Below are 24,532 nucleotides of genomic sequence, written 5' to 3' on the forward strand. Positions count from 1 at the left end.
GGCCGCGAGCAGGGCGAGGCAGGTGAGCAGGACCAGCGGGTACAGGGCGTGCGGGCGGGTCATGGGACCTTCCGGTGCAGGACGGGCGGCAGGAGCGACCAGGGGTTGGGGCCGTGGCCCGGGACCGCGCAGTGCACGGCGGCGCGGCGCAGCGCAGCCGTGCGGGCGGCGAGACCGCAGAGGCCCGGCGGTACGCCGTGGATCAGATGGCAGAAACGCTCCGGCGGGTGGGAGGCGGTCCAGGGGGGTGCGGCGGGCGCGGCGGAGTAGGCGGTCCAGTCGCCTTCGAAGGTGACAAGGAGGTCGGCGAACGCCGCGTAGCCCGGCGCCGGATGGGTCCCCGGGTTGAGGACGACGGTTCGGCCACCCCGGGAGCGCGCGGCCCGGGTGATGCGCCGGTAGCGGCGTACCGCGGCCGGTTCGGACGCGACCTGGTCCAGGAAGAAGCCGTCGGTGGCGTACCAGTCTCGGTAGCGGTCGAAGTCGGCGGTGATGGACCGCAGCGGCCGGCGGCCGTAGTCGGTGTCGGCGTATCCGAGGAGACGCACCCCCGCCGCCCGCAGAGCGCGGGTGGCGGCGGTGAACGACGGCTCGGGCGCGGCGCCAGGACCGTCGGCGATGTTGAGCACCACGCCGTACAGCAGGGGTGCGGACTCGACGAGCGTCCACCATGCGTCGGGGTCGACGGCAGGGTGGACGTACATGGGGACGAGGAGCTTGGTCGGCGGCCCCGGGTGTGCTTGCGGCCCTGGGGCTGTCTGCGGCTCCGCGCTCACCGGGCTGCCGGGACAGCGACCGGGGGCAGCGACTGCCACAGGTCGGACAGCGACTGCGCGAGCGTGTGCCGCGGCTGCCAGCCCAGCGCGGACCGGGCGGCCACGATGTCCGCACACTGCCAGGAGACGGCGGACGAACGGTCCGAGCCGCCACCCGACTCCTCGATGGTGCCGTCGAACCCGGCGGCCCCGACCAGTCCGGCGGCGAGGTCGCGGACCACGGTGGCCTGTCCGCTGCCGATGTTGAGTACCGGCGGCAGTGGTCCGGGAGCGGTCGCGGCGAGGGTCGCCGCGTGCGCCACGTCCCGTACGTCGACGAAGTCCCGGTACGCCGAGAGGTCACCGACCCGTACGGTCCCCGACGTGCCGGCCCGGCGCAGCTCACCGGCGAGCCGTCCGGGCAGTCCGGCGGCGGGCGCACCCGGGCCCACCGGGTTGAAGACGCGCAGCACGACCGCGTCGAGCCCGGAGGCGTTGACGGCGGCGGTGCCGGCGAGTTTGGTGGCGCCGTACGGGCCCTGGGGGCGCGTCGCGGCGTCCTCGGCGACGGTTTCGCCGGGCCGGGTCGGCCCGTACTCGGCGGCCGAGCCGAGGTGGACGAGGCGGGCGGTGGGCGCGGCTGTCCGAAGCGCTTCGCACAGCGCGGCGGGCCCGCGGGCGTTGACGTCGGTGAGCCGGACGGAGCTGCCGGTCACCAGGCCCGCGCAGTTGACGACGACCGTGGGTGCGACGCCGTGCAGCGCGTCCGCGAGGACGTCGGGGTCGGCGGTCAGATCGAGCGGCACATCGGCGGCCGGGTTACGGCCGCCGATGAGCAGCCGCGCGCCCGGCAGGGCGCGCAGCTGCTCGGCGATGTGCCCGCCCAGGAATCCGGTGGAGCCCAGGACGAGAATGCGCATGACCCGCTCACGCCCCCTTGAGCAGCAGGCCGCGGTGGGTGGTGAACTCCGCGTTGGCCCGGTCGTAGTCGTCCGGTCGCCCTATGTCGAGCCAGTAGCCGTCGAACTCGTAGGCGTGCGGCGGCGTTTCGGCGGCGAGCAGGTCGAGGACCAGCTCGTCGAAGCCGAGCGGCAGACCCGGGGTGTAGGGGGCGAGGGTGTCGCGGGTGAGTCCGTACACCCCCATGGAGACGCGGTAGTCGATGCTCGGCTTCTCCTTGAAGCCCACGACCTTGCCGGACTCGGTCGTCAGGACGCCGAAGTCGATGGCGACCTTCCGAGCGTACGTGGAGACGGTCAACGGGGCACCGGAATGCGCGTGTTGCTTGAGTACGTCCCCGTAGTCGAGGTCGGTCAGGATGTCGCCGTTCATCACCAGGAAGTTGTCGGGCAGCCGGTCCATCATGGTGAGGAGCGGGCCCATGGTACCGAGCGGGCTGTCCTCGGTGGAGTAGCCGACGCGCAGCCCCCACTGCGAGCCGTTGCCGACGTAGGCGCGGATGATGTGGCCGAGGTGGCCGATGGCGATCGTGCAGGTGGTGAAGCCGCACGAGGCGAGCTGGCGGAGCACGATCTCCAGGATGGCGTGCTGGTCGCCGATGGGTACGAGCGGCTTGGGCAGCGCGGTCGTGTACGGCCGCAGCCGGACGCCCTTGCCACCGGCGAGGATCACTGCATGCATGGAAGTCCCCTATGCGTCGTGTGCGGGTGCGTCATGTGCCGGTTTTCGTGTCTGCGTACGTCGTGGGTGCCGGCCCGGTCAGATGTTGTAGATGCCGGTCTTGTAGCGCGACAGGTTCGCCGGGTCGCGGAAGAACTCGATGGTGTGCGTCAGCCCCTGCTCCAGGTTGAGTTCGGGCTGCCAGCCGGTGGCGGCGCGCAGCCGGGACGCGTCGGCGACCAGACGCATCACCTCGGACGCCGCGGGCCTGATGCGCTGTTCGTCCTCACGCACGTCGAGGTCGGTGTCCATCAGCTTGCCGATGAGGTGGGTGAGGTCTCCCACCGAGATCTCGCCGCCGGTACCGGCGTTGAAGGTACGTCCGACGACGGCGGCGGCGGGCGCGGTGCCGGCCGCGAGGAAGGCGCGGGCGGTGTCCTTGACGTACAGGAAGTCGCGGGTGGGGCGGAGGTCCCCGAGGGTGATGGTCCGCTCCCCCGCCGCGACCTGGCCGATGACGGTCGGGATGACCGCCCTCATCGACTGGCGCGGTCCGAAGGTGTTGAAGGGGCGCAGGGTGACGACCGGGGTGGCGAAGCTGGCGTGGTAGCTGTCGGCCAGCCGGTCGCCGCCTGCCTTCGAAGCGGCGTACGGGGACTGCGTGTTGATGGGGTGGTCCTCGGTGATCGGCACGGTCTGCGCGGTGCCGTACGTCTCGCTGGTCGAGGTGTGCACCAGGCGGGGCGTCTCGTGTCTGCGTACGGCTTCGAGGACATTGAGGGTGCCCGTGACATTGGTGTCCACGTAGCTGTGCGGGGCCTGGTAGGAGTACGGGATCGCGATGAGCGCGGCGAGGTGGTAGACAGCCTCGGTGCCTTCGATCAGCTGGTTGACCGAACCGGGGTCGCGGACGTCGCCCAGGACTATCTCGACCTGGTCCAGGGTCTGGGCGGAGAGGGTCTCCAGCCAGCCGTAGGACGAGAAGGAGTTGTACTGGGCCATCGCGCGGACCCGGAAGCCGGCGGCGACCAGGGTCTCGGTGAGGTGGGAGCCGATGAAGCCCTCGGCGCCGGTGACGGCGACGAGCGGGGACGCGGGTGCGGATGCGGTCACGGGGTGCTCCTCCGAATACGGATGCAGGGATCAGCGGTGTGCTGTGGGCCGGCCGAGGAAGCGGCAGGCAAGGGCGAGAAGGGCAACCGCCGCGAGGAAGCGGCAGAGCAGTTGGACGGGGCCGGTGGGCAGTCCGGCGGCCGCGGCGGCGGCTTCGGCCGCCGCGGCCGTGAGACAGACGGCCGCGGGCGGCCAGGCCACCCCGAACGCCTGCAGCAGCAAGGCGGTCCAGAGCACGGCGCCCAGACCGAGCAGTGCGGCCGGTGCGGTTCCGGCGAGCAGGGCTCCGACGGCGAGCAGCGCGAGGTAGGCGGCCAGGCACAGTCCGAGGGCGCGGGCGGCGCGCAGGGCGAAGCCGCGCGGTTCGGTGCTGGCGCGCAGGGCAGCCACCGCGAGGCCGCGGTAGCGGTAGAGCAGCCATTCGGCGAAGCCCATGCTCAGAGTGAGGAGCAGTATCGCGTGCGGGTCCTCGGTCCCGGTGAGCACGGCCAGCACGCCGGCCGCCAGGCCGAACAGTCCGTACGGCAGGGAGCGCCACAGGCCGGGCGCCGGGGCCGTGGGGGCCGGGTCCGAGCGCAGGCCGGCCCGTATTCCGTGGCCGGCCGCCAGCACGGTCAGCGTCATGGTGGCGAACAGCAGGACCAGGACCACGGCGGTCGGTGGCTGCCACCACAGGGTGGCGACCGCGCCCGCGGTGATGGGCAACAGGGCGAGCAGCAGGGCGCGTTCGCGGCCGAGGACCAGGAGTACGGTCGCCGCGCCCAGGTAGCAGGACTGCCCGGCGGCGAAGACCGCTGCCGGTCCCGGGCCGGCGATGAGCAGCGCGACGGCACTGGCGAGCAGGGCTCCGACCGGGGCGCCGAGGCGCAGGGCGCGGCCCGCGGTGGACGCGCCCCCGGTGCCGAGGCGCAGGAACGCACGGTGGCTGAGTGCCTGGTTCCAGGCCCAGGCCGCGAGGCCGGCGGCGATGAGCCCGTTGGCTGCGGCCGGTCCGGCCCATAGTCCGGCGCCGAGCACATAGGCGAGGCCGGGGAGCGCGAAGACGATTCCGCGCAGCGCGCAGCGCAGATGGTCGGGGCGCCAGGGGTCGGCGGTGGGCGGAGGTTCGGGGTAGTGCCTGGGGACCCGGGCGTAGAGGTCCTCGGCGAGTGTGAACAGGTCGGGGCGTGCGTAGCGGGCGCTGATCCGATCGCCCGTCATACCGTCGGACTCCAGGAGCGCGGCGACCTCGTACGGGTGGACGGCCGCGGCGACGGGCTCGACCAGACGGTCGGCGAGCTCGTCGATGGGATCCTCGGCCCAGCTGGGCCGGCCCCTGGTACCTGACCGGGGCCTGGGCAGGACGGGCAGGCTGCCGCCCTCGCCCGGCACCAGGCGCAGCGGGCCGCTCATCCGATGGCTCCCGCGTGCAGGTCCTCGCGCCATGCGGTGGCGCCGGTGTCGACGGCGGTGTCCTCGGCGCCCTGTGCGAGTTCGGTGTAGATCGCACGGAAGGTGTCGATGGTCTGGCGGAGGGTGAACTGCTCGATGACACGCAGCCGCGCGGCTTCGCCCATGGCGGACCGGCGCACCGGGTCCCGGAGCATTTCCAGGGCCGCGCGGGCCATGGCCTCGGGCTCGCGGGGCGGCACGACGAGACCGGTCTCGCCGACCGCCTCGCGCACTCCGCCGACGTCCGTGGAGACGGTGGCGCGCCCGCAGGACATGGCTTCTATCAGGGTGAAAGGGAAGCCTTCGCTGATGCTGGAGAGCATCACGACATTGCCCGCCGCGTAGGCGTCACGGATGTCCTCCACCCGCCCCTCGAAGACGACGGCGTCCGCGTGCCCGAGCTCCGCTGCGAGCGCCTCACAGCGCTCCCGGTAGGACTCGCCGCCGCGCGGTGTGCCGCCGAAGAGCCGCAGTCGGGCGTTCGGTATCTCGGCCCTGACCAGGGCGAAGGCCCTGATGAGGGTCTCCAGGTCCTTGATCGGGTCGACGCGGCCTGCCCAGCTGAGCGTGGGGACGTCCGGTTCGGGCCCGGCGGCCGGGAAGGCCGCCGGGTCGACGCCGTTGTAGACGGTGCGTATCAAGTGCGGTGCGGCGCCGCCCTGTTCCTCCCAGAGCCGGTTGTAGCGGTTGCCCGGGGTGATCAGGGCCGCGGTACGGTACGTCTCCTCGGCCAGCAACCGGAAGAAGCCGAGCAGCAGCGCCTTGACCGGCCACCGGTAGGGGCCGGTGCGGTAACCGAGGTAGCGCTCCCGCAGATAGACGCCGTGTTCGGTGAGCAACAGCGGTACGCCGCACAGCTGTTGCCCGATGAGGCCGGGCAGCACCGCGAGGCCGCCGCTGACCGCGTGCGACACCCCCTGCTCGGGTGGTGCGGCCGCGAGCGGGCGCAGTGCGTGCTCCAGCAGATCGGTGGCGGTCAGGGCGTCGTGCAGGGACGGCCTGGCGGCGTGCACCGCCAGGTCGGGGCGGTTCCAGACGGCCGCCAGGACGCGGACGGCCTGGTCGGTGCGCAGGGCGGGCGCGAGCACGCCGGCCCTGGCCGCGTGGGCCAGTTGGTGCAGTGCGGGCCCGAACTGGTCCTCTGCCGCGGGGTCCAGGAGTGCGGTGAGGAAGCGCTCGTACGCGGCCATCACTTGCCGCTTGCGCCGGCCGCGCGGCCGGGCGCCGACCGGGTCGGGTCCCCACATGGGGACGGTGACGGGTGGTGCGACATGGCCGGGCAGCTCCCAGGCGAGCGGCTCCTGTCCCGTTCCGGTCACCGCTATGACTCGGAAGTCGAAGTCGGGCATGCCGTTGACGAGTTGGTCGCACCACACGCTCACGCCGCCGTGGCTGTGCGGATAGGTGCCTTCGGTGAGGAGAGTGACCCGGGCCGCGCCGGATGAGAGCGGGCGGAGTAAGTCGGGCATGACGAGCTGGTCCCCCGGGAGATGCGTGCGGTGACAGAGACGCGGGCGGTGCGCGGTGTGCCGGTGCTGTGGGTCAGCCGGTGACGCCGTAGGGGACCCGCTTGAGAACTCCGGCGGGCACCGGCAGACGGGGGGCGCTGCGCTGCGTCGGCTGCGCCTTGTCCGGCCGGCTCACCCTGTTCACGGAGAGCGGGACCGTGCCGGCGGGCAGCGTGAGCGTCACCCGGTCCTGGAGCAGCCCAGGGGTGGCCCGCCCGGAGAGCGACCCGGCGTAGGGGGTGCCGAATGCCTGGGTGCCGAGCAGCAGGTTCTGCCGGGTTCCCGTGGGCAGGGTGGCGATGGCCCGGACGCTGCTGGGGGCCCGCACCGTGACGGCGTTGCCGATCCGGTACGCCGTCACCTGGCCCGCCTTGACGGCGGTGTCCCAGGCGGCCCGCTCGCGCATTTCCTCGCCGATCTGCTGCTGGCGCAGGTTGATCAGCGGGGTGTTGTCGGCATACAACGCCCGGTAGTCGTTGATGATGCGGTCGAGCACCGGGTAGGCGATCCGGTCCTCGGCCAGGTTGGACTGGTGGATGAAGTGCGGCCTCGGGTCGTTGGCGAGGACGTGGCTGAGCCCGATGCTTACTTCCAGGGGCACGATGTAGTCGGCGTAGCCGGTGACCGTGTCGAGGGGCTCGCTCAGGCAGGTGGTGCCCGGCGCGGTCTCGCAGATGCCGCTGCCGCCCTGGGCCGCACTGGAGTAGATCCAGTTGTACTCGTCGATCTGCTCGGTGGCGCGGCCCGCGTTGTAGAACACGTTCATCGGGTAGCGGGGCACGGTGAGCGCCGGTCCGACCTGCCGCTGCGCGCGGTCGCGGGAGTTGTCGGAGCCGAGCGAGGTGATGTTGTTGTCGGCGAGCGCGGGCGCGAGGTTGGGGTTGTCGTCCGGCTGCTGCGGCAGGATCTTCAGCCCCGAGTGCTCACCGGTGATCAACTCGCCGTTCTGCTGCGGGAGTCCGGCGCGCTCGCCCCAGGCGCGATTGTCGCCGATCTGGGCGGCGATCTCGGCCCGGGTGACGTACTTGGTGCTTCCGTCGGGGTTCTTGGCGCAGATCCACGGGACGACCGTGACGTTCTGGACGCAGCCGAGGAAGGGGTGGTTGTAGGTGTGGTTGATCCAGCGGTAGGAGTTCTTGTCCGCGGTCAGCTGCTGCGCCAGCGGGTCGGTGCCGGCGTGCTCCTCCTTGTAGAGCTCGCTGCCACCGCCGTTGTATGCCATGTCCAGGGTGAATCCCTTGATCGCGGACCACTGCGTCGCGTACTGCGCGTCCGCCGGCGTCATCCGGATCGGGTCGGGCTCGCCACCCTGGCCGGGGGCGCAGTCCACATCGCCCGGGGTGCAGTTGAGCTCGGTGTCCCAGCGATCGTCGGCGGCGAACACGTCGTCGACGTGGACCGCGAAGTAGTTGTGGGAGGCGCCGACCCGCACGCCCTGGGTGAGCCAGTCGACGATGCCCCGGGCCAGCAGCCGGTACTGCTTCTGGTACTGGTTGTAGACAAAGCCGACGACCAGTTCGCGGCGGCCGTCGTGGCGGTACTCACCGACGAGCGAGCCGCGCTCCTGGGTGCCCGGGATCGGCGCGTCGACGTAGCTGGTGAAGGCCGTCCCCGGCAGGGGCTTGGCGACATGGGCGTAACTCTCGCCCACGGTCGGCGAGTTGTCCTCGAAGGGAACCGCGCCGTCGAGATAGCCGAAGGGCCCGGCCTTCCCCGCGACGGTCACCTCGGCGGTCGCGCCGTCCAGGGAGCCGCTGTAGCCGCCATTGGCCGGGTAGTTGAGCCCGACCTCCGGGCGGGCGTACGTGTAGGCATCGACCTGCGGAACGGCGAAGGTCTTCTCGTACGAGACGAGCGCCGCCATCTCCGCGGAATCCGCGCCGAACGGATTTTCGTTGGGCAGTACCACTGCCTGGTACTTGGCCCGCGGACGCCCGTCGACGGTGTCGGCGAGGAAGTTCCCGTTGATCACCGGCCGGTTCTGGCGGGACAGGTCAAGGGTGGTGTACGGCGTCCCCGCGCCGTCGAGTTCGGCGGCGATCGCGGCGGTGGCAGGGCCGCCGTCGCTCACCACCAGGACTTTCAGGTCGATACGCGGATCCGGCGCCGCGGCGGCCCCGGTCGCCGGTGCGACGAGTATCAGCACCAGCGTGGCTGCGGAAAGCGCGGACAAGGCAGCAAGTCTGGCCGTACGGCTCATGTGTATGGATCCTCCCCGGAAGGGGCAGGCGGGATACACAGCCGGCATGCCCCCACCCCCCAGCGGGATGGACGCTCTCGAAGCCGCCCCCCTGTCCCGCTCTGTCGGATCACATACTGAGGGCCGCAATGGAGGTCTTGTGAGGGCATCGTGAAACCTGGCGCGAAACACACCTGTCTCACCTAGAACCAAATCCGGCCGATCGACTGCCCCTGCACCCTCGCCCCACGCGCCAACCGAGCGGACACCGGCCCTGCGTCACAGCTCACGACGCCGAAAGCGTTTACCGCGCCGACTGGCACACTCGCATGGTCTAGACCGCCGAAAGATACCTCGGGACACTCACCGGATTCAGCCAATCACCGACAGTCCCCGATCCGGCGACCACGGACCGGCCAACGAATCGGCCATCTTCGATCCCGCTTCCCGATCAAGCGCATTCCCGGGTGAATGGCTAGAATTCGGACATGGGAGAGCGTGCTGTCGCGCCAGGCGCCCCCGAACTCGTCCTCAAAACCGACGCAGGTTCCACGGTGATGAGACCGAGCCGGGACTATCACGTCGGGCGTGATCCGTTGAGCGACATCGCCATCGACGATGCCCGGGTGTCCTGGCACCACGCGGTGATCCGGGCCGTGGACGACCACTGGACCCTTGAGGACGAGGACAGCACCAACGGCACCTACACCGAGGGCCGGCGGATCCACGAGTCCACCGTGGGCCCCGGCAGTGTCGTCCGGTTCGGCAACGCCACCGACGGACCGCGCGCCGTTCTCCTGGGCCATGCCCCGCCGCCACCCGCGCCACGGCCCCCGGACCGCCCATCCTCCGTCTCCATGCCCTCGGCCACCGGCACCTTCCGGCAGCCGACCACGGTGCGGCCGCTGCCGGTCCGCACCGTACGCATCGGCCGCGGCGGCGACAGCGACCTGGTCGTCGACGACCTGACCGTCTCGCGTCGGCACGCCGAACTGCGAGCACATCCGGACGGTTCGTACGAGATTGTCGACCTCGACAGCCACAACGGCACCTTCCTCAACGGCCGGCCGGTCGCCCGCGCCCCCGTCTTGGCCGGGGACATCGTCGGCATCGGCCATTCGGCGTTCTGCCTGGCCGGCGACACACTGCAGGAGTTCGTCGACACCGGCGAGGTCTCCCTCGATGTCCAGGACCTGGCGGTCACGGTCGACAAGGGCCGCAAGACACTCCTCGACCACGTTTCCTTCCCCGTGGGCGAGAAATGCCTGCTCGCCGTCGTGGGTCCCAGCGGCGCCGGCAAGTCCACCCTCCTCAACGCGCTGACGGGACTGCGCCCCGCGGATCGGGGCACTGTCCTGTACGACGGCCGCGACCTCTACCGCGACTACGCGGAGCTGCGCCAGCGCATCGGTCTCGTACCGCAGGACGACATCCTGCATTCCCAGCTGACCGTGCGCCGGGCCCTCGGATACGCCGCCGAGCTGCGCTTCCCCCAGGACACCGCGAAGACCGAACGTCGGGCCCGGGTCGCCGAGGTCATCCGCGAGCTGGGACTGGAGCAGCGGGCCGATCAGCCGATCCACAGCCTGTCGGGTGGCCAGCGCAAGCGCGTCAGCGTCGCCCTGGAGCTGATGACGAAACCGTCACTCCTCTTCCTCGACGAACCGACCTCCGGGCTCGACCCGGGCATGGACCGTTCGGTCATGCACATGCTCCGCGGCCTGGCCGACGACGGCCGCACGGTCGTCGTCGTCACGCACAGCGTGCTCAGCCTGGATGTCTGCGACCGGCTGCTGATGCTCGCCCCTGGCGGCCGGATCGCGTACTACGGGCCACCCGATGACGCACTCGCCTTCTTCGGATTCGAGCAGTGGCCCGAGGCGTTCGAGGCCTTCGAGAACGACCACGGCCGCGACTGGGCGGAGCAGTACCGCCGGTCGCCGTTCCACCAGCAGTACATCGCGAACTCCATGGTGCGGCCGACGCTGCCGCAGGCCCCCGCCCTGGTGTCCGCCGCCCCGCCGAGGACCCGGAGCTGGGGTGCGCAACTCCGGACGCTGGTGCGGCGCTACGCGGCCGCGCTGAGCGCCGACCGGACCTTCCTGGCCATCATGATCGCCCTGCCGTTCGTCATGGGCGCGATGGCCCGCGCCCTGGCCGGCTCGAAGCTGACCCAGGAAACAGCCCTGAACGCCCTGCTCATCCTGTCTGTGGGTGGTGTGCTGACGGGCGCTGCCAACGCCGTGCGCGAGTTGGTCAAGGAGCGGGTGATCTACCAGCGGGAGCGTGCCGTCGGGCTGTCCAGATCCGCGTATCTGATGTCCAAGGTCGTGGTGCTCGGCACCATCACGGTGCTGCAGGCCATTGTCTTGACCCTGGTCGGTCTGGTCGGCGTCGATCTGAACGCCCCGGGCGGTGAAGGGGTGTTCATACCACCGCTGCCGGAAATTGCCGTCGCCGTGGCGTTGCTGTCCTTCACCGCGATGATGCTCGGTCTCCTCGTGTCGGCACTGGTGCGCAAGGAGGAGGTCACGATGCCGCTGCTCGTCCTCCTAGCCATCGTCCAAGTCGTTTTTTGCGGAGCGCTGTTGAAGCTGAACGGGGTGGTGGGGGTCGAGCAGTTGTCGTGGCTCGTTCCCTCCCGGTGGGCCATGGGAGCGATGGCGGGGACGATCGGACTGGGCCGGATCGTCCCCGGCAAGCTGACGGCGGATCCGCTGTTCGCACACTCCGCAGGAGTGTGGCTGTTCAACATGGGGATGCTGGTGGTGCTCTGCGTCGTCTTCGGATACGTGGTCGCGAAGCTCCTGCGCCGGCACGAACCCGCGATCATGCGGAAGTAAGGGCGGGCCCCATGGCGACCCCGGAGTTCCACCCGACGCATGTGGTCCCCCAGGGCGGTCTGCCCGCCTGGGAGGCACCGGAGGTGTCCCGGCCCACCGACCCGCTCGACCCGCTGCTTCCCGTCCAGTTGCTCGACCGGCGCGGCGACTGGGGGCAGATCGTGTGCGCCAACGGCTGGTCCGCCTGGGTCGACGGCAGGCTGCTGGTCTCCGTGCCCCAGGGGCCACCATCGGCCGGCCAGCCGCTCGCCCGCACGGCGGACCCTCGGCCACTGCTGGCCCGCGTCGAGGAGTCCCTCGGCCAATACCGTCGCGCGGCGCAGGACTTGGCCGCCGGGCGCAGCGACGAGGAGAGCTTCCGCCGCCGTACCCAGGGACTGCGGGTCGGGATGGTCGTCGAAGGCGAGTCGGTGTGGCTGTACGACGCCGAGCACGAGCGCTGGGTGTTCTGCGACGGGACGCGGCTCACCACGTACGCGGCCTCGGGGGGACCCGGCTCGGCCAGCGCGCGCCCACACAGCAGGGCGGACGCTCCGGAACCTTCGCGCGCGGCGGGGCCGGAGGCGGCCCGGGTGGTCGTGCGGGAGGCGGCGGACCAAGCCCCGGTGGGCGCGGCGGGCCCGGAGCCCACGCAGGTCGTGGACCCGGCCCGGGTGGCCGAACACGGCCCGGCCGATGCGGCCGGCAACGGTGCGACGCGCCTGGTGAAGCCCCTCGACGGCACCGGCGGCGCCCATGGGCAGGACGGACATCCGCCCACCAGGGCCGGTGACCGCTGATGGGCCGTTCCCCGCACGAACCGGACCTGCCCGCCGGCACTGGGTCCGGCCTGCTCGGGAAACAGATCGCGAGCTACCTGGTGGAGTGCGAGATCGGCCGTGGCGGCATGGCGGTCGTCTACCGTGCCAGGGACCTGCGGCTGGACCGTACGGTCGCCCTCAAGCTGCTCGCCCCCGAACTCGCCCGCAATGACACTTTCCGCCGGCGGTTCACCCACGAGTCGCGGGTGGCCGCCGCGATCGACCATCCGCACATCGTCCCGGTCTTCGAGGCCGGCGAGACCGACGGCGTTCTCTACATCGCGATGCGCTACGTCGCCGGACAGGATCTGCGCGCCCTGCTGGACCGACAGGGGCCGCTGCCGATCGGAGCGGCGACACGCATCGCCGCGCAGGTGGCGTCGGCACTCGATGCCGCCCACGACCACGATCTGGTGCACCGGGACGTCAAACCCGGCAACATCCTGGTCGCGGAGGGCACCGACAGCGATCACCCGGAGCATGTGTATCTCACGGACTTCGGGCTGACGAAGAAGTCGCTTTCGCTGACCGGGTTCACCAGCGTGGGCCAGTTCGTCGGCACGCTCGACTATGTGGCGCCGGAGCAGATTTCCGGACGCCCGGTGGACGGCAGGTGCGATGTCTACAGCCTGGCCTGCGTCGTCCACGAAACCATGGCCGGGGCCCCGCCCTTTCAGCGCGACGACGACATGGCGCTGCTGTGGGCCCATCAGTTCGACCCGCCGCCGGCCCTGACCGGGCTGCGTCCCGATCTTCCGGCCGGCGTCGACGGCGTACTGGCGAAGGCCCTCGCCAAGAGCCCGGACGACCGGTACGACTCCTGCCTTCAGTTCGTGGCCGCGCTGCGCACCGCCGCCGCGGGCGGCGGTTCCGCGACTGTGGGGCACGCGCCGACGCAGGTGGACCTGCCCATCGGTGCCCTGCCGCCGGTGGCCGGACCTCCGCCCGCGCCGCCCCGCTGGGCGCGGCCGGTCTTCCCCGGCCTCCTGACGTAAACGTCGGCGGGCTTCAGCGCGCCGACGGCTCCACCTCGCCCCGGCGACGCACCCGCGACGCGAGCAGGCCGCCGATGAAGCCGGTGACCAGCCCCCAGGCCACTGCCACACCGAGCGCCGCCCACAGGCGCGGCCGGAGCGCCACCTCTCCGCCGAGGCCGCCGCCGAGGTCTCCGATGCCCAGCAGCGACAGGCCGTAGTGCGCCGAGATCCGGGCGACCAGGCAGACGGTCAGCACCGTGAGGGTGAGTGCCACCGCCATGTGTACGGCGTGCTGCCACGGCCGCACCCGGGCGGGCGAGCGGACGGCCATGAGGAACGCGGCGGCCAGAAGGGCGACACCGGCGACGGCCACCAGCCACCAGACGCGTCCGTCGTAGTCGGCGAGCGCACGGAGATTCAAGGGGGCATTCTCCGGCGTACGGAGTACGGAGTCCAACGCCTGCGGCATCGGCAGCCCGAAGGGGCCGTCCACCTTTCCCTCCCAAGAGGCGCCGAGACCGAGCGTGAGGGCGAGCCAGACGAGGTTCGGAAGTCCGAGAAGGATCACTGCGGCCGTCTCGGCGGGGTGACCGCGCGTCACCACGACGACGAGTCCGACGACCAGCCCCAGAGCGACGTACCAGAGGAGCAGCACCACCATGGCGTGGGCGGCGGGTCGCACCGGCTCCTGGAAGCGCACCAGGCGGGCGGGGAGCGGGGCCCTGCGTGACACCAGGAGGGCGAGAGTGAGGACGCCCACGAGCCACAGCAGGCCGAAGACAAGGGTGCTGGGGATGTCGACCTCGAACCCGACCTCGGGAGAATCGTCCAGTACATCGCCGATGACGCCGCCCGTCGGGTCCTCGACCGGGACCGTGAAGCTGTGGCGGGCCAGGGCCGAGAGGCCGATGAGCACCAGCACCCACAGCGCCGCGGGCCGGGCGGCCCGGCCCGCGAGTTCGCGGGTACCGGCCACGGCTCGGTGACGCAGTGGCCGCAGGAACCCCGCGGCGATGGCCAGGGCCCCGGCGAGCGTCACCGAGAGAGGCATCACCGTGAGGCTCGCGCTCGTCTCCGCGATCGCCCCGGCATCTCCCGAAAGCCCGACGGAACCGCCGGCCGCCATGACGACAACGGCCGCGACCACCGCCGGGAACGCGCCGCCGGGCAGACCGGTGGCACCGGCGGCCCACAGGCCGAGGGCTGCCGTGACCACCATGGCCGCCAGCCCGGCGAGCACCGCCGCCAGGGCATCACGCCAGAGCTGTGGACGCGGCGCACCGCTTCCCGCTACGGATTTCTGTTGGCTCACGCTGCCACGCTAGGCAAGGGTTGGGCTCCGCGCCCGTTGAGCGGCCGACCGCGTCAGCTTGCGGATTCCCCGGGTAGGCAGCACAGAATAGGGACTGTACGTATGAAACTGGGATGAATCCCTACGTTGGGAAGCAGAGCCCGTGAGTACCCCACCGCCTTCGTCAGGCCGCCCCACAGGGCCCCCGTCCGGCCCCCTCTCGGGCCCTTCGCAGCCGGGTCCGACGCAACAAGTGCCCACGCCGCCACCCGGTCCTCCCGCCGAACCACCGAGCGGCGGAGGCTCCGGTGGTTCTGGCGGTCCGCGCGGCGCGTCGAAGGGGCCCGGGGAGGAACCCGGCCGTCCCTGGTGGCGGTCCGCGCCCCGAGTGGCGGCGATCGCCGGCGCTCTGGTGGCTGCGGTCGTCCTCACCGTCGTCCTCACCCGGCCCGACGGCGGACCGGTCGCGGGCGGCGAGGTCCTCCTCCAGGCCGCGGGCTCGTCCGGGCCCGATCCGTACACCGGATCGACCGCGCGCAAGAGCTCCCCCACGACATCGCCGCCGAGCGCGTCCGCCTCCACGCCTCAGTCGGAGTCGACGTCCCAGGCCACCGTCACCCGCGGCGTGCGAGGGTCCGCACCCGGTCTGTACGGCGGAACGCGCAACACCGCCACCTGCGATGTGGAGAAGCAGATCACCGCGCTCACCGCCGAACCGGCCAAGAGCAAGGCATTCGCCTCCGTCCTGAGCATCGAGCCCTCCGGCGTCCCCGCGTATCTGCGGAAACTGACGCCCGTCCAGCTGCGCATGGACACCCGGGTCACCAACCACGGCTACCGCGGCGGCTCACCCACCAGCTATCAGGCCGTGCTGCAGGCGGGCACAGCCGTCCTCGTCGACAACCGCGGTGTGCCACGGGTGCGCTGCGCCTGTGGAAATCCGCTGCTGCCGCCGGTCGCCGTGCAGGGCACGCCCCGGCGGACGGGTGACAACTGGCCCGCCTACCAGCCGTCGAAGGTCGTGGCGGTGGCGCCCGCGGTCCAGGTGGTGAACGTGTTCATCATGTTCGATCCGCGGAACGAGGAATGGTTCTCCCGCGACGCGGGCGACACGGGCGGCGGCGACAAGAAGACCCCGCCGCCGGTGACCGACCCGTCGCCGCCCACGTCCCCCTGCCCGTCGCCGCCCGTCAGCGGGTCCAGGTCTCCGGACGCCGGCGGGTCCGCAGATACCTGTCCCCCGTCCTCGGCGTCACCGTTCTCGCCGCCCCCGTTCTCGCCGCCCCCGTCCTCGCCACCCCCGTCCTCACCGTCCGCACCGCCGCCGTCCTCCGAACCGCCGACGTCACAGCCGCCCCCCGAGTCCCCGGCAGAGGATTCCCCGGCGCCGCCTTCACCGCAGTCCGGCTCGGCGGCCCCCGGGGGCGGCTCCTAGCCTAGGAGGGCGCGTACGCCGGCCTTGCCGCACTCCTCGGCGGTGGCCGGGACCGCGGCGGCGGGCACGCGACCGCGAGGTCGGGGGTCTGGGGCAGGGAGCTGACCGACGGGTAGGAGGGCACTCCGAGTATCGAGGTGGCGCCGGCTGGCATCCTGCTGCGCGAGCACTGGTTCTCGGTGAGTGACGCGGTGCAAGAGGAGCGGTTCCGGCGCCGGCTGACGGATCCGACGCGGCGCTGGAAGCTCTCGCCGATGGACGCACCGGCGCAGGAACAGCTGGTGCTCCTCCTTCGTACAGAAGCCCATGACGTGCTCGACTCCGGCGCGGCCCGCCGCGGAGCGGCTCATGGGAAGCAGCCCAGCTGCGGTCGAACAGCACGATCTCCCCGGCGGCCGGCAGCTGCTCGGCGTACCGCTGGAAGTACCACTGGGTGCGCTCCCGCTCGGTCGGCTTGGGCAGCGCCACGGTTCGATCCACCCGCGGGTTGAGGTGCTCAGCGACCCGCTTGATCGTGCCGCCCTTGCCGGCCGCGTCCCGTCCCTCGAACACGATGACCAGGCCGCAGCGGACCCCGACGTGCCGTCGGCGGTCAGCGGCAGCCAGCCGTTGTCGCGGACGACCGGCAGGCGCGCCCAGGCCCTGCCCAGGCCCCACGTGGCGCCGGCGCCCACGGCCGTGAGGACGATCAGGACGACGGCGTAGATGACGTGGTAGTCGGTGAAAGGGTTGGGGGACATGCTCGGCGAGCCGTCGGACAGGTGCTTGGCGGGCGGCCACTCGGCGATCCACATCAGCGCCATCATCACGGTGCCGGCGACGGCGGCCAGTCGCAGCGCGATGCCGCTGATCAGGGCGAGGCCGACGGCGAGCAGGCCGAGCATGAACAGCCAGTCGGCCCAGCCGACCCCGGCCCAGTCGTGGAACGAGTTCAGGCGCAGGACTCGGGGCATCGCGCAGCGGGAAGGGGATGCCGAGGGCTTCGTACTTCGCGGCGCCGAGTTTGTAGAAGGGCGACCCGTTCCACGCTGCCCAGGTTGACGACGAATCGGGCCAGAGCGTCGAAGTCGTCGGTCCAGCCGGGGACCAGGACGTACCGGAAGGAGGTGCGGGTGACCAGCGGACGGCCGTCCGGTATCCCGCTGTCACCGTTGCAGTCATCGCCGATCCTCTCTCGCGCCGCATGCCTTGTGTCCCACGCTCTTGACCGTTGCCGTCCGCATTCGTCGCCGGGAGTGCCGAACAGTGCCCGCCTGCGATCCGTCCGACCCCGGTCACGGGCCGTTCGGCCCCAGCACGTCAGTCGATGATCGGACCGGGGCGGACGAGCGTGCCCGACCTTCCGTGGACGATCTCGTACGCCTCGTCGAGGGCGCCGATCGCGGCCAGGCCTCCGGTGCGTTCGACGAACCGGGCGGCGGCCTCGGCCTTGTGCCCCATCGAACCGTCGGGGAAACCGCCCCGGCGCAGCTCTGCGGAGGTGGCGCCGAGGACGGGCCGCTGGTCGGGGGTGCCGTAGTCGGCGTAGACGCAGGGGAAGTCGCAGGTGGGCCGGGCTCGGCCCGGTGGTCGCGGTCCCTCTCGGCGCGGGAGGCAAGGCCCGTGGTGTGCTCCTGCTGGGGCGCGTGACGGGCCGCACGCCGTTCGTCGACGCCGACACCGGCCCCCTGCTCGGTTTCGCTGGGCAGGCGGCGCTGGAGCTGGAGCTGGCCGAGCGGCGCCGTGACGCGGACCAGATCGTCCTGCTCCAGGACCGTGACCGGATCGCGCGCGATCTGCACGACCTGGCGATCCAGCGGCTCTTCGCGGCCGGTATGACCCTGCAGAGCACCCAGCGCTTCGTGGATCACCCCAAGGCTGTGGAACGGCTGTCGCGGACCGTCGACGACCTGGACGACACCATCAAGATCATTCGGTCGACCATCTTCGGTCTGCGTACGCACGCCGGCGGGGCGAAGGGAGACAGCGGTCTGCGTGGTCGGGTGTCCGAGGTGATGAAGGCCTCGGCCGCCTCGTTCGGCTTCGCGCCCGCGCTGCGGATCGAGGGTCTCGCCGACACCGAGGTCGACGATGACATCGCCGACCACGCGCTCGCGGTGCTGGGCGAGGCGCTCAGCAATACGGCCCGGCACTCCGGGGCGCGGTCCGTGGACGTCCCCCGGCGCATCGCCTCGTGCGCCGCCCAATCCGCAGCGGCGAGGGCGTGATCTGTTCCATCCAGTCCTACGGTGATCGTCCCAGGCATGTCGCCTCCAAGTGGTGCCGTCGCGGTGAGCATGTGCGACGGACTTACGACCTCACCCACGATTGGCAGCGGCGTCGCGGCGCCTGGGACTCCGCCTCCGGCCTGCGGCCAGCTGTACACATCTGCGCGCCCGTCGGACAAGGCCTGTGCCTGCGCCTCACCGGTCGAGGTCGGGGCCATCGACAACTCGCACCAACGAAACACGGGCTCGCCTGCTCGCATACGACTCCTCGCGTACCGCGCCCGGTCGCCGAACGGCTGTGAGCGCTTCCCCCGGCGTCCCGAGACAGCCCGCAGCGGCCTGGTGCCCGAGCTGCGGGCCGTCCAGGCCGCCGAGGGCAGTTGCGCGTTCACTTCCGGATGCGCCGGACGGTTCGAGATCGCGGTCTCCGGGTCCGGTCTGTCGCCGATCGACATAGAACTCACCGACCGTTCGATCTCAGTGAACCCCGGGGAAACATGTCTTCTGCCTCGCCAGGGCACTGGCTTCGGGCACCGTGGTGCGGGCCACGACTGCGAAACCCACCCGCTCTGTCGCACACCGGCCTCGACAACACGCCGAATGCCGGGATCCGCCGGGATCTGCTTGTCCTCCCAGCCGATCCGGGCCGTTCCGGGACCAGCAACGGCATCCAGCCACCGGCCGAACGGCCCGCAGCTCACATCCGGGCCGTTCGGACCGTAGAAGGGCCCTGGCGGCCCCTGGCCCATTCGCCTGGCGCAAGTGAGTGTGTTGGCCAGGAAGACAAGCGACCAAGCAGGAGGTACCCCCATGGCTCGTGCCGTGACCGTTGGGATCGACGGCTCTCCCGAGAGCCTGGCTGCCGCGCGCTGGGCGGCGACAGAGTCCGTGCTCCGCAGCGTTCCGCTCCATCTCGTGCACGCTTGGGAATGGTCTCCGGCCCCCTCCGCTTCCGTCCCGACCACCGAGACGCAGCGCCATTGGGCGGGGCGCATCCTGCGTGCGGCCGTGGAGCAGCTCGGCAAGAGCAACCCGGAGCTTCAGCCGACCAGCGAGCAGATCTCCGAGTCACCCGTCGCCGCCCTCCTGGCAGCGTCCGAGAATTCCGAGATACTCGTCCTCGGATCCCGCGGCTTGAGTGCAATGAGCGGATTCGTGACTGGCTCGGTAGCCCTGCGAGTGGTCGCCCAAGCTCCGCGGCCGGTCGGACTCGTACGATCCGAGGGGCGTACCGCCGTGCACTCCCCTCCCCGCGCACTCCGGCCGACCGGCGCTTCGGGCAGCTCCGACGTCGTGGTCGGTGTCGACCTCGCCCATTCCTGCGACGAGGTGATGGGATTCGCCTTCGAAGCTGCCCGTGTGCGCGGCGTGGGGCTGCACGTCGTGCACGGCTACACACTGCCGTCGTCCTACGCGATCGCCGCAGGCGCGGGCACGGTGATCGACGATTCCTGGTTGGCCAGGGAACGCGAGTACGCGCTGAGCACGGCCGTGGATCCGTGGCGCGACAAGAACCCTGACGTGGCTGTCCGCGCAAGCAGTGTTCTGGGTCAGCCCGTCGCCCATCTGGTCGAAGAGTCAGTTGGTGCGCCGATGCTGGTCATCGGCCGACGCGAGCGAACCTCTCCGCTCGGAATGCACCTGGGATCTGTGGCTCACGGCGTGATGCATCATGCCGCCTGCCCAGTGGCTGTCGTGCCCCACAGCTAAGGCCTCACCCCGGTCCGGGCAACCGCCGAGCCGTGCCGCAGGCCGGCCCCCGGCGCGGCTGCGGGGCCCGCGCCCGCCCCCACGGCGCCCGTCAGGCCCATCACTCTCCGTTCCGGCATCGAGCGCCCGACGCGTGATCCCAGTACTTTCACCGATAGGACCGGTGACCACCACCGGTCGGGGAGCATGCCGGACTCCGCGCGCTCGCCGACCGGGCCAGGTCACTCCATGGCATGACCGACAGGGCCGGCAGAGCCGGTCTCGGGCCTCTCCCCCACCGCGGTCGTCAAGGAAAGGACGTGCTTCTCATGTCGGAGAATCCACTGCGAGGCGATGCTGATCCCGGGCCGCCTTTCACAGGCAGCGACATCGGCCGAAGGGTGGCCGCCCGGCGTGAGCAGCTCGGGCTTACCCGTGAGGAGGTGGCGGAGCGCGCGGGATCAGCACCCGGATATCTCCAGTACTTGGAGGAACGGTCGGCCAACCCAGGCATCGGGTTCCTCCTGAGGCTGGCCAATGCGCTGCAGACGACGGTCGCCGAACTGAGCGGCGAAACCGTTGATCTGCCGCCCGGCACCGGTCGCGCCGCCTACCACCCCGAACTGCTGGAGCTGAGCCGCGACGAATGCCGCGCCCTGCTGGGAACCCACGGCGTGGGCAGGGTTGCGGTGACCACATCGGAAGGCCCCGCCGTCGTTCCTGTCAACTACCTTGTCACCGACGATGACGTGGCTTTCCGAACGGCCCCCGGCGCAGCCCCGGCGGCCGCGGCCGGCAACGAAGTCGCGTTCGAGGTGGATCACATCGACGATGCGCTGAGTCAGGGCTGGAGTGTCCTGGTGGTCGGTGAGGCGCGTGCGGTCACGGACCCCGTTGCTGCCCAGGTTCTGGATGAGATGGCACGCAGCACACCGTGGGCCGGCGGAGACCGAGCTCTGTGGATCACTATCACGCCCGTCCGTGTCACCGGGCGCAGGATCGCTGTGCGGCAGACCCACGTCACGCCCGAAGCCGGACGCCTCGGGGACGAATGACAGCCGCCGCGGCGGACGAGAGTCACCCTGCATTCCACGGGGCCCATCCGGCCCTGGTGCGGCCCAGGGCAACGGGCAAGGATGGAACCACAGGGCAGGGTGCTCGTCACACTGCGGAGGACGCCCATGACCGAGGACACGGAAGTTTCACCGCGGAAGCCGATTCGTGTGTTCCTGCTCGACGACCACGAGATCGTCCGGCGCGGGGTGAGTGACCTGCTCGACGCGGAGCCCGACATCGAAGTCGTCGGCGAGGCGGGGACGACAGAGCAGGCACTCGTCAGAGGACCGGCCCTGCGTCCTGATGTCGCGGTGTTGGATGCACGGCTGCCCAAGGGCGACGGGATCACGGTCTGCCGAGAGCTTCGGTCGAGGATGCCGGACCTGGCTTGCCTGATATTGACGTCTTTCGACGACGACGACGCGCTCCTCGACGCAATCATGGCGGGGGCCGCAGGCTATGTGCTGAAGGAGATCAAAGGGTCCGCGCTGGTGACCGCCGTCCGCGAAGTCGCCTCCGGCCAGCCGATGCTCGACCCACCGACCACGCCCCGTCTGATGAGCAGCCTCCGCGGCGACGGCTCTACGCGGCGCACCGAATCAGGCGCCCTGTCCGGGCTCTCCGTCCGCGAACGGGAGATCCTCGATCTCATCGGAGAGGGACTGGCCAACCCCCAGATCGGCAAACGGCTCTACCTGTCCGAGAAGACGGTCAAGAACAACGTCTCCCGACTGCTCGCCAAGCTGGGCTTCGGTCACCGCATCCAGACAGCGGTCCTGGCCACCCAGGCTGTTCCGCAGGCCGGTCAGCAGGGCCGCTGAAGCGGAGGAGCGTACGCGCGCATCCGGGGCGGACGGAGACTGAGCGATCATGAGTACGTGCAGGATGCCGCGCGGCGCTGTCCGCGATGGGGCAACTGGGCTGAGAGGGGAACCTCCACTCCACGACACTGCCGGTGGGCTGATGGGCGTGAGGACCCGAGCTCCCCCGAGATCCTCGGCGCTGGTGTGGAGCATGGCATCCGGTTCATCGACAGTCCTCAGGTCACGGCAGGTTGCGTGGCCAAATCACGGCCGACGCCCTGTGCCCAGGACCGGATCTGCTGGCGGTCGCGGAAATCTCCGTCCCGGCCCTGATCGATCATCATCCGGGCGACCTTGCCTCTTGCCCCCTTGAACAGGCTTCCGCCGAAGGTGGCATGTCCACGTGCCTCAAGACGACCGGCGACGCGGGCCACCCCTCGAACTGGTGGAATCTCACGCTCCGCGGCGGAGGCATCCAAAGGGCCGCTGCTGAAGAGCCATACCGGGGTTCCGGCCAGGGCGCGGCGGTGGCGGTGGCGGCGAGCGAAGTGTGCTGCTTGTCGGTCCCAGCGACCCCAGTACAGCGCGCCTCCGAGCACCACCGCGTCGTACGTGCTGAGGTCGCGGACCTCGGCGCCGGGGTGTGCCTCTGCCTGCAGACCCTGTTCGCACAGGGTATCCGCGATGATCCGGGCGATCCCTTCGGTAGATCCGTTCTTCGTGCCGTAGGCGACGAGCACTTGTACAGCCATCACCGATCACCTCACTCCTTTCACAGCTTTCGCATCCAGTCTTCGCCGATACTTCGTGAACCCAGCTCGGCCGGCTGCACGTGTGAGTCGTCCAGGCGATAGGTGAGTTGGTCGACGACTGCGACGACACCGTCGATTTGGCTCGCCATGCGCAGTGCGATCGGCTTCTCGCTCATACGTTCCACCTGGCCCCTCAGCGTGACCACACCGTCCTTCACGTCCACGGCCACCGTCTGAGGAGCCAGCCACAGCGTGTCGACCATCACCTCGTCGACGACCGCGCGTCTGATCTCCTGGTCGGGACGCAGGAACACCTGGAGAAGATCGCGTCGTGTGACGATGCCGACCAGACGGTCTTCCTCGTCCAGCACGGGAAGCCGTTCTATGCGGCGTTGCACCATTGTCCGCGCGGCGTCCCCGATGGTGATGTCGGCGCGGACGGTGACTGCCGGAGTCGACATCAGGGATCCGGCGCTCCGGGCATGTGCTTTCGCCCTGTCCTTTCGGGCCCCGGGGCGCAGCCGCGTCAGCCACGCATGAGCGAAACCGTCCGGTTCCGACGCTTCGGCCTGTCGGAGCACGAGGTCGGTCTCGGAGATGACGCCAATGACCTTCTCATCGTCGTCAATCACTGGAAGGCCGCTGATGCGATGTACAGCTAGCAGCCTGGCGACCTCCTTGAACGGGGTGTCGAACTGGGCCGTGACGACATCGCTCACCATTACAGTTCCGGTCTTTGCGTGTCGCATGTCGGTGTCTCCGTCCTTCGGCGCAATTGGTCGTCGCTCCACGCCCCTGCATACGCCCGGAATCAGCCGGACATACGCCTCCAGGGCGGTGAGACCACCGAGCCGTGTCACGGTTGAGGGAGGCAAGTCGCTGCCGATTGAAGCGGATCACTCACCGCGCAGGACCGGGGGTTCGCCACCAGCCTCCGCCCGCCAGGGGCCCTGCCCCAGGGGCTACCGGGGTACAGGGCGGGGCCGACCGGCCCTCGTCGGCTCCGCAGGGCCGAACGTCCCTCCGCCGGGGCTGGTCCGCCCCTCCTCCGTTCGCCCCCTAGGTGTAACGATGCCGGCGGGAACCCTTCCCGGGCGATCCATCAAAAGCCAGCTCACTGTCAGGACCTGACTGCACGACCAAAGGGAGAGTGGACGCAATGACCGTACAAATAGGAATCAACGGATTCGGCCCCGTCTGCCGCACCTACCTGCGCGACGGGCCTTGCGTCCGGCTACTCGATCTCACCACGCTGACGGCTGAACGACAGTGACCGCCGGTATGCGGCGATCCGGAGCCGCCCGCAGCAGCCTCGTCCCCCGGCTGAGCGCAGTCCGGGCCGTCGTCCTCGACACTGACGGAGTGATCACCGACTCCGCACGGGTACACGCAGCCGCCTGGAAGAGAGCCTTCGACGCATGCCTGCGCGACCACCCGCCCGCGGACCGGCGACAGCGCGGGCCGTTCGACGCTCAGGCGGACTATCTGCGATACGTCGACGGCAGGCCCCGGCTGGACGGGGCCACCTCTTTCCTTGTCAGCCGCGGCGTGGCAGTGCCGGCCGGCACCCGCGCAGACGCACCCGGGACGGGCACAGTCGGCGCGGTGGCCTCCCTGAAGGAACAGTTCTACGTCGAACGGCTGCGCGGACCGGGCATCGCGGCCTATCCAGGGTCCGTGCGTCTGTTGCGTACCCTGCGTAGCGCGAGCATCCCACTCGCTGCCGCCTCGGCGTCCCACCACGCCAGAGAAGTCCTCACGCGTGCCGGGGTCCTGGACCTCTTCGACGAGCTGGTGGACGGTGCCGAAGCCGCTGATCTGGGTCTTCCCGGCAAGCCGGACCCTGCCTTGTTCCTCGAAGCCGCCCGGCGGCTGAAGACTCCGGCCGACCGCACAGCAATCGTCGAGGATGCACTGGCAGGTGTGGAGGCCGGCCGGCGTGGCGGATTCGGCCTGGTCATCGGCGTGGACCGGACCGCCGGCCCGGGCACCGCAGAAGACCTGCTGCGGCACGGCGCAGACATGGTCGTACGCGACTTGGCAGAGCTACTCGTCCCCCAACCCAAGGGCTGA

18 protein-coding genes and 7 pseudogenes are annotated in these 24,532 nt (G+C 70.7%); 10 read left to right on the top strand and 15 right to left on the bottom strand.

Annotation, left to right across the window (positions count from 1 at the left end):
* Positions 1 to 59: 59 nt before the first annotated feature.
* The 7 genes from QMK30_RS29285 to QMK30_RS29315 form a co-directional block, all read right to left on the bottom strand.
* Complete coding sequence (locus QMK30_RS29285; RefSeq protein ID WP_283521350.1) at positions 60 to 704, bottom strand: spherulation-specific family 4 protein; 645 nt, start codon at positions 702 to 704, stop codon at positions 60 to 62.
* A gap of 68 nt (positions 705 to 772) precedes the next feature.
* Positions 773 to 1,675 (bottom strand): NAD-dependent epimerase/dehydratase family protein, encoded by a 903-nt coding sequence (locus QMK30_RS29290; RefSeq protein WP_283521351.1) that lies wholly within the window; start codon positions 1,673 to 1,675, stop codon positions 773 to 775.
* Between the two features lie 7 nt (positions 1,676 to 1,682).
* Positions 1,683 to 2,396: a nucleotidyltransferase family protein gene (locus QMK30_RS29295; RefSeq protein WP_283521352.1), complete on the bottom strand. Its 714-nt coding sequence runs from the start codon at positions 2,394 to 2,396 to the stop codon at positions 1,683 to 1,685.
* A gap of 78 nt (positions 2,397 to 2,474) precedes the next feature.
* Positions 2,475 to 3,488, bottom strand: a complete 1,014-nt coding sequence (locus QMK30_RS29300; RefSeq protein ID WP_283521353.1) for an SDR family NAD(P)-dependent oxidoreductase — start codon at positions 3,486 to 3,488, stop codon at positions 2,475 to 2,477.
* A 30-nt stretch (positions 3,489 to 3,518) separates the two neighbouring features.
* Positions 3,519 to 4,880 (bottom strand): hypothetical protein, encoded by a 1,362-nt coding sequence (locus tag QMK30_RS29305; protein WP_283521354.1) that lies wholly within the window; start codon positions 4,878 to 4,880, stop codon positions 3,519 to 3,521.
* Complete coding sequence (gene pelF, locus QMK30_RS29310; RefSeq protein ID WP_283521355.1) at positions 4,877 to 6,388, bottom strand: GT4 family glycosyltransferase PelF; 1,512 nt, start codon at positions 6,386 to 6,388, stop codon at positions 4,877 to 4,879. The genes QMK30_RS29305 and pelF overlap by 4 nt, the downstream gene beginning before the upstream one ends.
* 73 nt (positions 6,389 to 6,461) lie before the next feature.
* Positions 6,462 to 8,627 carry a hypothetical protein gene (locus tag QMK30_RS29315; protein WP_283521356.1) on the bottom strand — a complete coding sequence of 722 codons (2,166 nt, stop codon included), beginning with the start codon at positions 8,625 to 8,627 and terminating at the stop codon, positions 6,462 to 6,464.
* Between the two features lie 467 nt (positions 8,628 to 9,094).
* On the opposite strand from QMK30_RS29315, the gene QMK30_RS29320 reads away from it, so the two are divergent.
* Genes QMK30_RS29320 through QMK30_RS29330 form a run of 3 tightly spaced genes read left to right on the top strand, consistent with a single transcriptional unit; the run spans position 9,095 to position 13,244 of the window.
* Positions 9,095 to 11,449 (top strand): FHA domain-containing protein, encoded by a 2,355-nt coding sequence (locus QMK30_RS29320; protein ID WP_283521357.1) that lies wholly within the window; start codon positions 9,095 to 9,097, stop codon positions 11,447 to 11,449.
* Between the two features lie 11 nt (positions 11,450 to 11,460).
* Positions 11,461 to 12,228, top strand: a complete 768-nt coding sequence (locus QMK30_RS29325; protein ID WP_283521358.1) for an SH3 domain-containing protein — start codon at positions 11,461 to 11,463, stop codon at positions 12,226 to 12,228.
* Positions 12,228 to 13,244 carry a serine/threonine-protein kinase gene (locus QMK30_RS29330; RefSeq protein ID WP_283521359.1) on the top strand — a complete coding sequence of 339 codons (1,017 nt, stop codon included), beginning with the start codon at positions 12,228 to 12,230 and terminating at the stop codon, positions 13,242 to 13,244. Before QMK30_RS29325 ends, QMK30_RS29330 begins: the two co-directional genes overlap by 1 nt.
* A gap of 13 nt (positions 13,245 to 13,257) precedes the next feature.
* Here the strand turns inward: QMK30_RS29330 and QMK30_RS29335 are convergent, their stop codons facing one another.
* Positions 13,258 to 14,445, bottom strand: coding sequence for a streptophobe family protein (locus QMK30_RS29335; RefSeq protein ID WP_502963250.1), 1,188 nt, complete (start codon positions 14,443 to 14,445; stop codon positions 13,258 to 13,260).
* 235 nt (positions 14,446 to 14,680) lie between these two features.
* Here QMK30_RS29335 and QMK30_RS29340 point away from each other — a divergent pair, with 235 nt between their 5' ends.
* A complete protein-coding gene (locus tag QMK30_RS29340; RefSeq protein ID WP_283521361.1) occupies positions 14,681 to 15,952 on the top strand; it encodes a DUF6777 domain-containing protein in 1,272 nt (423 codons plus the stop codon).
* A 2-nt stretch (positions 15,953 to 15,954) separates the two neighbouring features.
* On the opposite strand, the pseudogene QMK30_RS29345 reads toward QMK30_RS29340, so the two are convergent.
* A pseudogene (locus QMK30_RS29345) lies at positions 15,955 to 16,094 on the bottom strand (CoA-binding protein); the annotation flags it as partial.
* A gap of 4 nt (positions 16,095 to 16,098) precedes the next feature.
* Here QMK30_RS29345 and QMK30_RS29350 point away from each other — a divergent pair.
* A pseudogene (locus QMK30_RS29350) lies at positions 16,099 to 16,212 on the top strand (polyphosphate kinase 2); the annotation flags it as partial.
* On the opposite strand, the pseudogene QMK30_RS29355 reads toward QMK30_RS29350, so the two are convergent.
* The 4 pseudogenes from QMK30_RS29355 to QMK30_RS29370 form a co-directional block, all read right to left on the bottom strand.
* Positions 16,213 to 16,513: pseudogene (locus QMK30_RS29355) on the bottom strand (polyphosphate kinase 2 family protein); the annotation flags it as partial. It lies immediately after the preceding pseudogene.
* A 38-nt stretch (positions 16,514 to 16,551) separates the two neighbouring features.
* Positions 16,552 to 16,884 (bottom strand): annotated as a pseudogene (locus QMK30_RS29360) (hypothetical protein); the annotation flags it as partial.
* Positions 16,868 to 17,051 (bottom strand): annotated as a pseudogene (locus tag QMK30_RS29365) (pyruvate formate-lyase-activating protein); the annotation flags it as partial. The pseudogenes QMK30_RS29365 and QMK30_RS29360, both read right to left, overlap by 17 nt.
* 200 nt (positions 17,052 to 17,251) lie before the next feature.
* Positions 17,252 to 17,494: pseudogene (locus QMK30_RS29370) on the bottom strand (carbamate kinase); the annotation flags it as partial.
* Between the two features lie 2 nt (positions 17,495 to 17,496).
* Between QMK30_RS29370 and QMK30_RS29375 the strand changes: the two are divergent.
* From QMK30_RS29375 to QMK30_RS29395, 4 genes and pseudogenes are all read left to right on the top strand, one after another.
* Positions 17,497 to 18,108: pseudogene (locus QMK30_RS29375) on the top strand (sensor histidine kinase); the annotation flags it as partial.
* A gap of 861 nt (positions 18,109 to 18,969) precedes the next feature.
* Entirely contained in the window at positions 18,970 to 19,869 is a 900-nt protein-coding gene (locus QMK30_RS29385) for a universal stress protein (protein WP_283521362.1), read from the top strand.
* Between the two features lie 308 nt (positions 19,870 to 20,177).
* Positions 20,178 to 20,903, top strand: coding sequence for a helix-turn-helix domain-containing protein (locus QMK30_RS29390; RefSeq protein ID WP_349362123.1), 726 nt, complete (start codon positions 20,178 to 20,180; stop codon positions 20,901 to 20,903).
* A gap of 126 nt (positions 20,904 to 21,029) precedes the next feature.
* Positions 21,030 to 21,725, top strand: a complete 696-nt coding sequence (locus tag QMK30_RS29395) for a response regulator (RefSeq protein ID WP_283521363.1) — start codon at positions 21,030 to 21,032, stop codon at positions 21,723 to 21,725.
* A 218-nt stretch (positions 21,726 to 21,943) separates the two neighbouring features.
* Here the strand turns inward: QMK30_RS29395 and QMK30_RS29400 are convergent, their stop codons facing one another.
* On the bottom strand, positions 21,944 to 22,459 hold the full coding sequence (locus QMK30_RS29400) for a flavodoxin domain-containing protein (protein ID WP_283521364.1): 516 nt from the start codon (positions 22,457 to 22,459) through the stop codon (positions 21,944 to 21,946).
* Between the two features lie 20 nt (positions 22,460 to 22,479).
* The gene (locus QMK30_RS29405) at positions 22,480 to 23,208 is read right to left on the bottom strand and encodes a CBS domain-containing protein (protein WP_283521398.1); all 729 of its coding nucleotides are present in this window, start codon (positions 23,206 to 23,208) and stop codon (positions 22,480 to 22,482) included.
* Between the two features lie 532 nt (positions 23,209 to 23,740).
* Here QMK30_RS29405 and QMK30_RS29410 point away from each other — a divergent pair.
* A complete protein-coding gene (locus QMK30_RS29410) occupies positions 23,741 to 24,532 on the top strand; it encodes an HAD family hydrolase (RefSeq protein WP_283521365.1) in 792 nt (263 codons plus the stop codon).

This window comes from Streptomyces sp. H27-C3, assembly GCF_030063415.1.
In the GTDB taxonomy this organism is placed as follows: Bacteria; Actinomycetota; Actinomycetes; order Streptomycetales; family Streptomycetaceae; genus Streptomyces.

What these genes read in the sequence shown, in the direction of transcription:
- QMK30_RS29335 (WP_502963250.1), bottom strand. Translation starts at nt 14,445, where the DNA reads ATGGTGGTCACGGCAGCCCTCGGCCTGTGGGCCGCCGGTGCCACCGGT.
- QMK30_RS29410 (WP_283521365.1), top strand. Translation starts at nt 23,741, where the DNA reads ATGCGGCGATCCGGAGCCGCCCGCAGCAGCCTCGTCCCCCGGCTGAGC.
- QMK30_RS29325 (WP_283521358.1), top strand. Translation starts at nt 11,461, where the DNA reads ATGGCGACCCCGGAGTTCCACCCGACGCATGTGGTCCCCCAGGGCGGT.
- QMK30_RS29385 (WP_283521362.1), top strand. Translation starts at nt 18,970, where the DNA reads ATGGCTCGTGCCGTGACCGTTGGGATCGACGGCTCTCCCGAGAGCCTG.
- QMK30_RS29390 (WP_349362123.1), top strand. Translation starts at nt 20,178, where the DNA reads ATGTCGGAGAATCCACTGCGAGGCGATGCTGATCCCGGGCCGCCTTTC.
- QMK30_RS29330 (WP_283521359.1), top strand. Translation starts at nt 12,228, where the DNA reads ATGGGCCGTTCCCCGCACGAACCGGACCTGCCCGCCGGCACTGGGTCC.
- QMK30_RS29405 (WP_283521398.1), bottom strand. Translation starts at nt 23,208, where the DNA reads ATGCGACACGCAAAGACCGGAACTGTAATGGTGAGCGATGTCGTCACG.
- QMK30_RS29400 (WP_283521364.1), bottom strand. Translation starts at nt 22,459, where the DNA reads ATGGCTGTACAAGTGCTCGTCGCCTACGGCACGAAGAACGGATCTACC.
- QMK30_RS29395 (WP_283521363.1), top strand. Translation starts at nt 21,030, where the DNA reads ATGACCGAGGACACGGAAGTTTCACCGCGGAAGCCGATTCGTGTGTTC.
- QMK30_RS29285 (WP_283521350.1), bottom strand. Translation starts at nt 704, where the DNA reads ATGTACGTCCACCCTGCCGTCGACCCCGACGCATGGTGGACGCTCGTC.
- pelF (WP_283521355.1), bottom strand. Translation starts at nt 6,388, where the DNA reads ATGCCCGACTTACTCCGCCCGCTCTCATCCGGCGCGGCCCGGGTCACT.
- QMK30_RS29305 (WP_283521354.1), bottom strand. Translation starts at nt 4,880, where the DNA reads ATGAGCGGCCCGCTGCGCCTGGTGCCGGGCGAGGGCGGCAGCCTGCCC.
- QMK30_RS29295 (WP_283521352.1), bottom strand. Translation starts at nt 2,396, where the DNA reads ATGCATGCAGTGATCCTCGCCGGTGGCAAGGGCGTCCGGCTGCGGCCG.
- QMK30_RS29315 (WP_283521356.1), bottom strand. Translation starts at nt 8,627, where the DNA reads ATGAGCCGTACGGCCAGACTTGCTGCCTTGTCCGCGCTTTCCGCAGCC.
- QMK30_RS29290 (WP_283521351.1), bottom strand. Translation starts at nt 1,675, where the DNA reads ATGCGCATTCTCGTCCTGGGCTCCACCGGATTCCTGGGCGGGCACATC.
- QMK30_RS29320 (WP_283521357.1), top strand. Translation starts at nt 9,095, where the DNA reads ATGGGAGAGCGTGCTGTCGCGCCAGGCGCCCCCGAACTCGTCCTCAAA.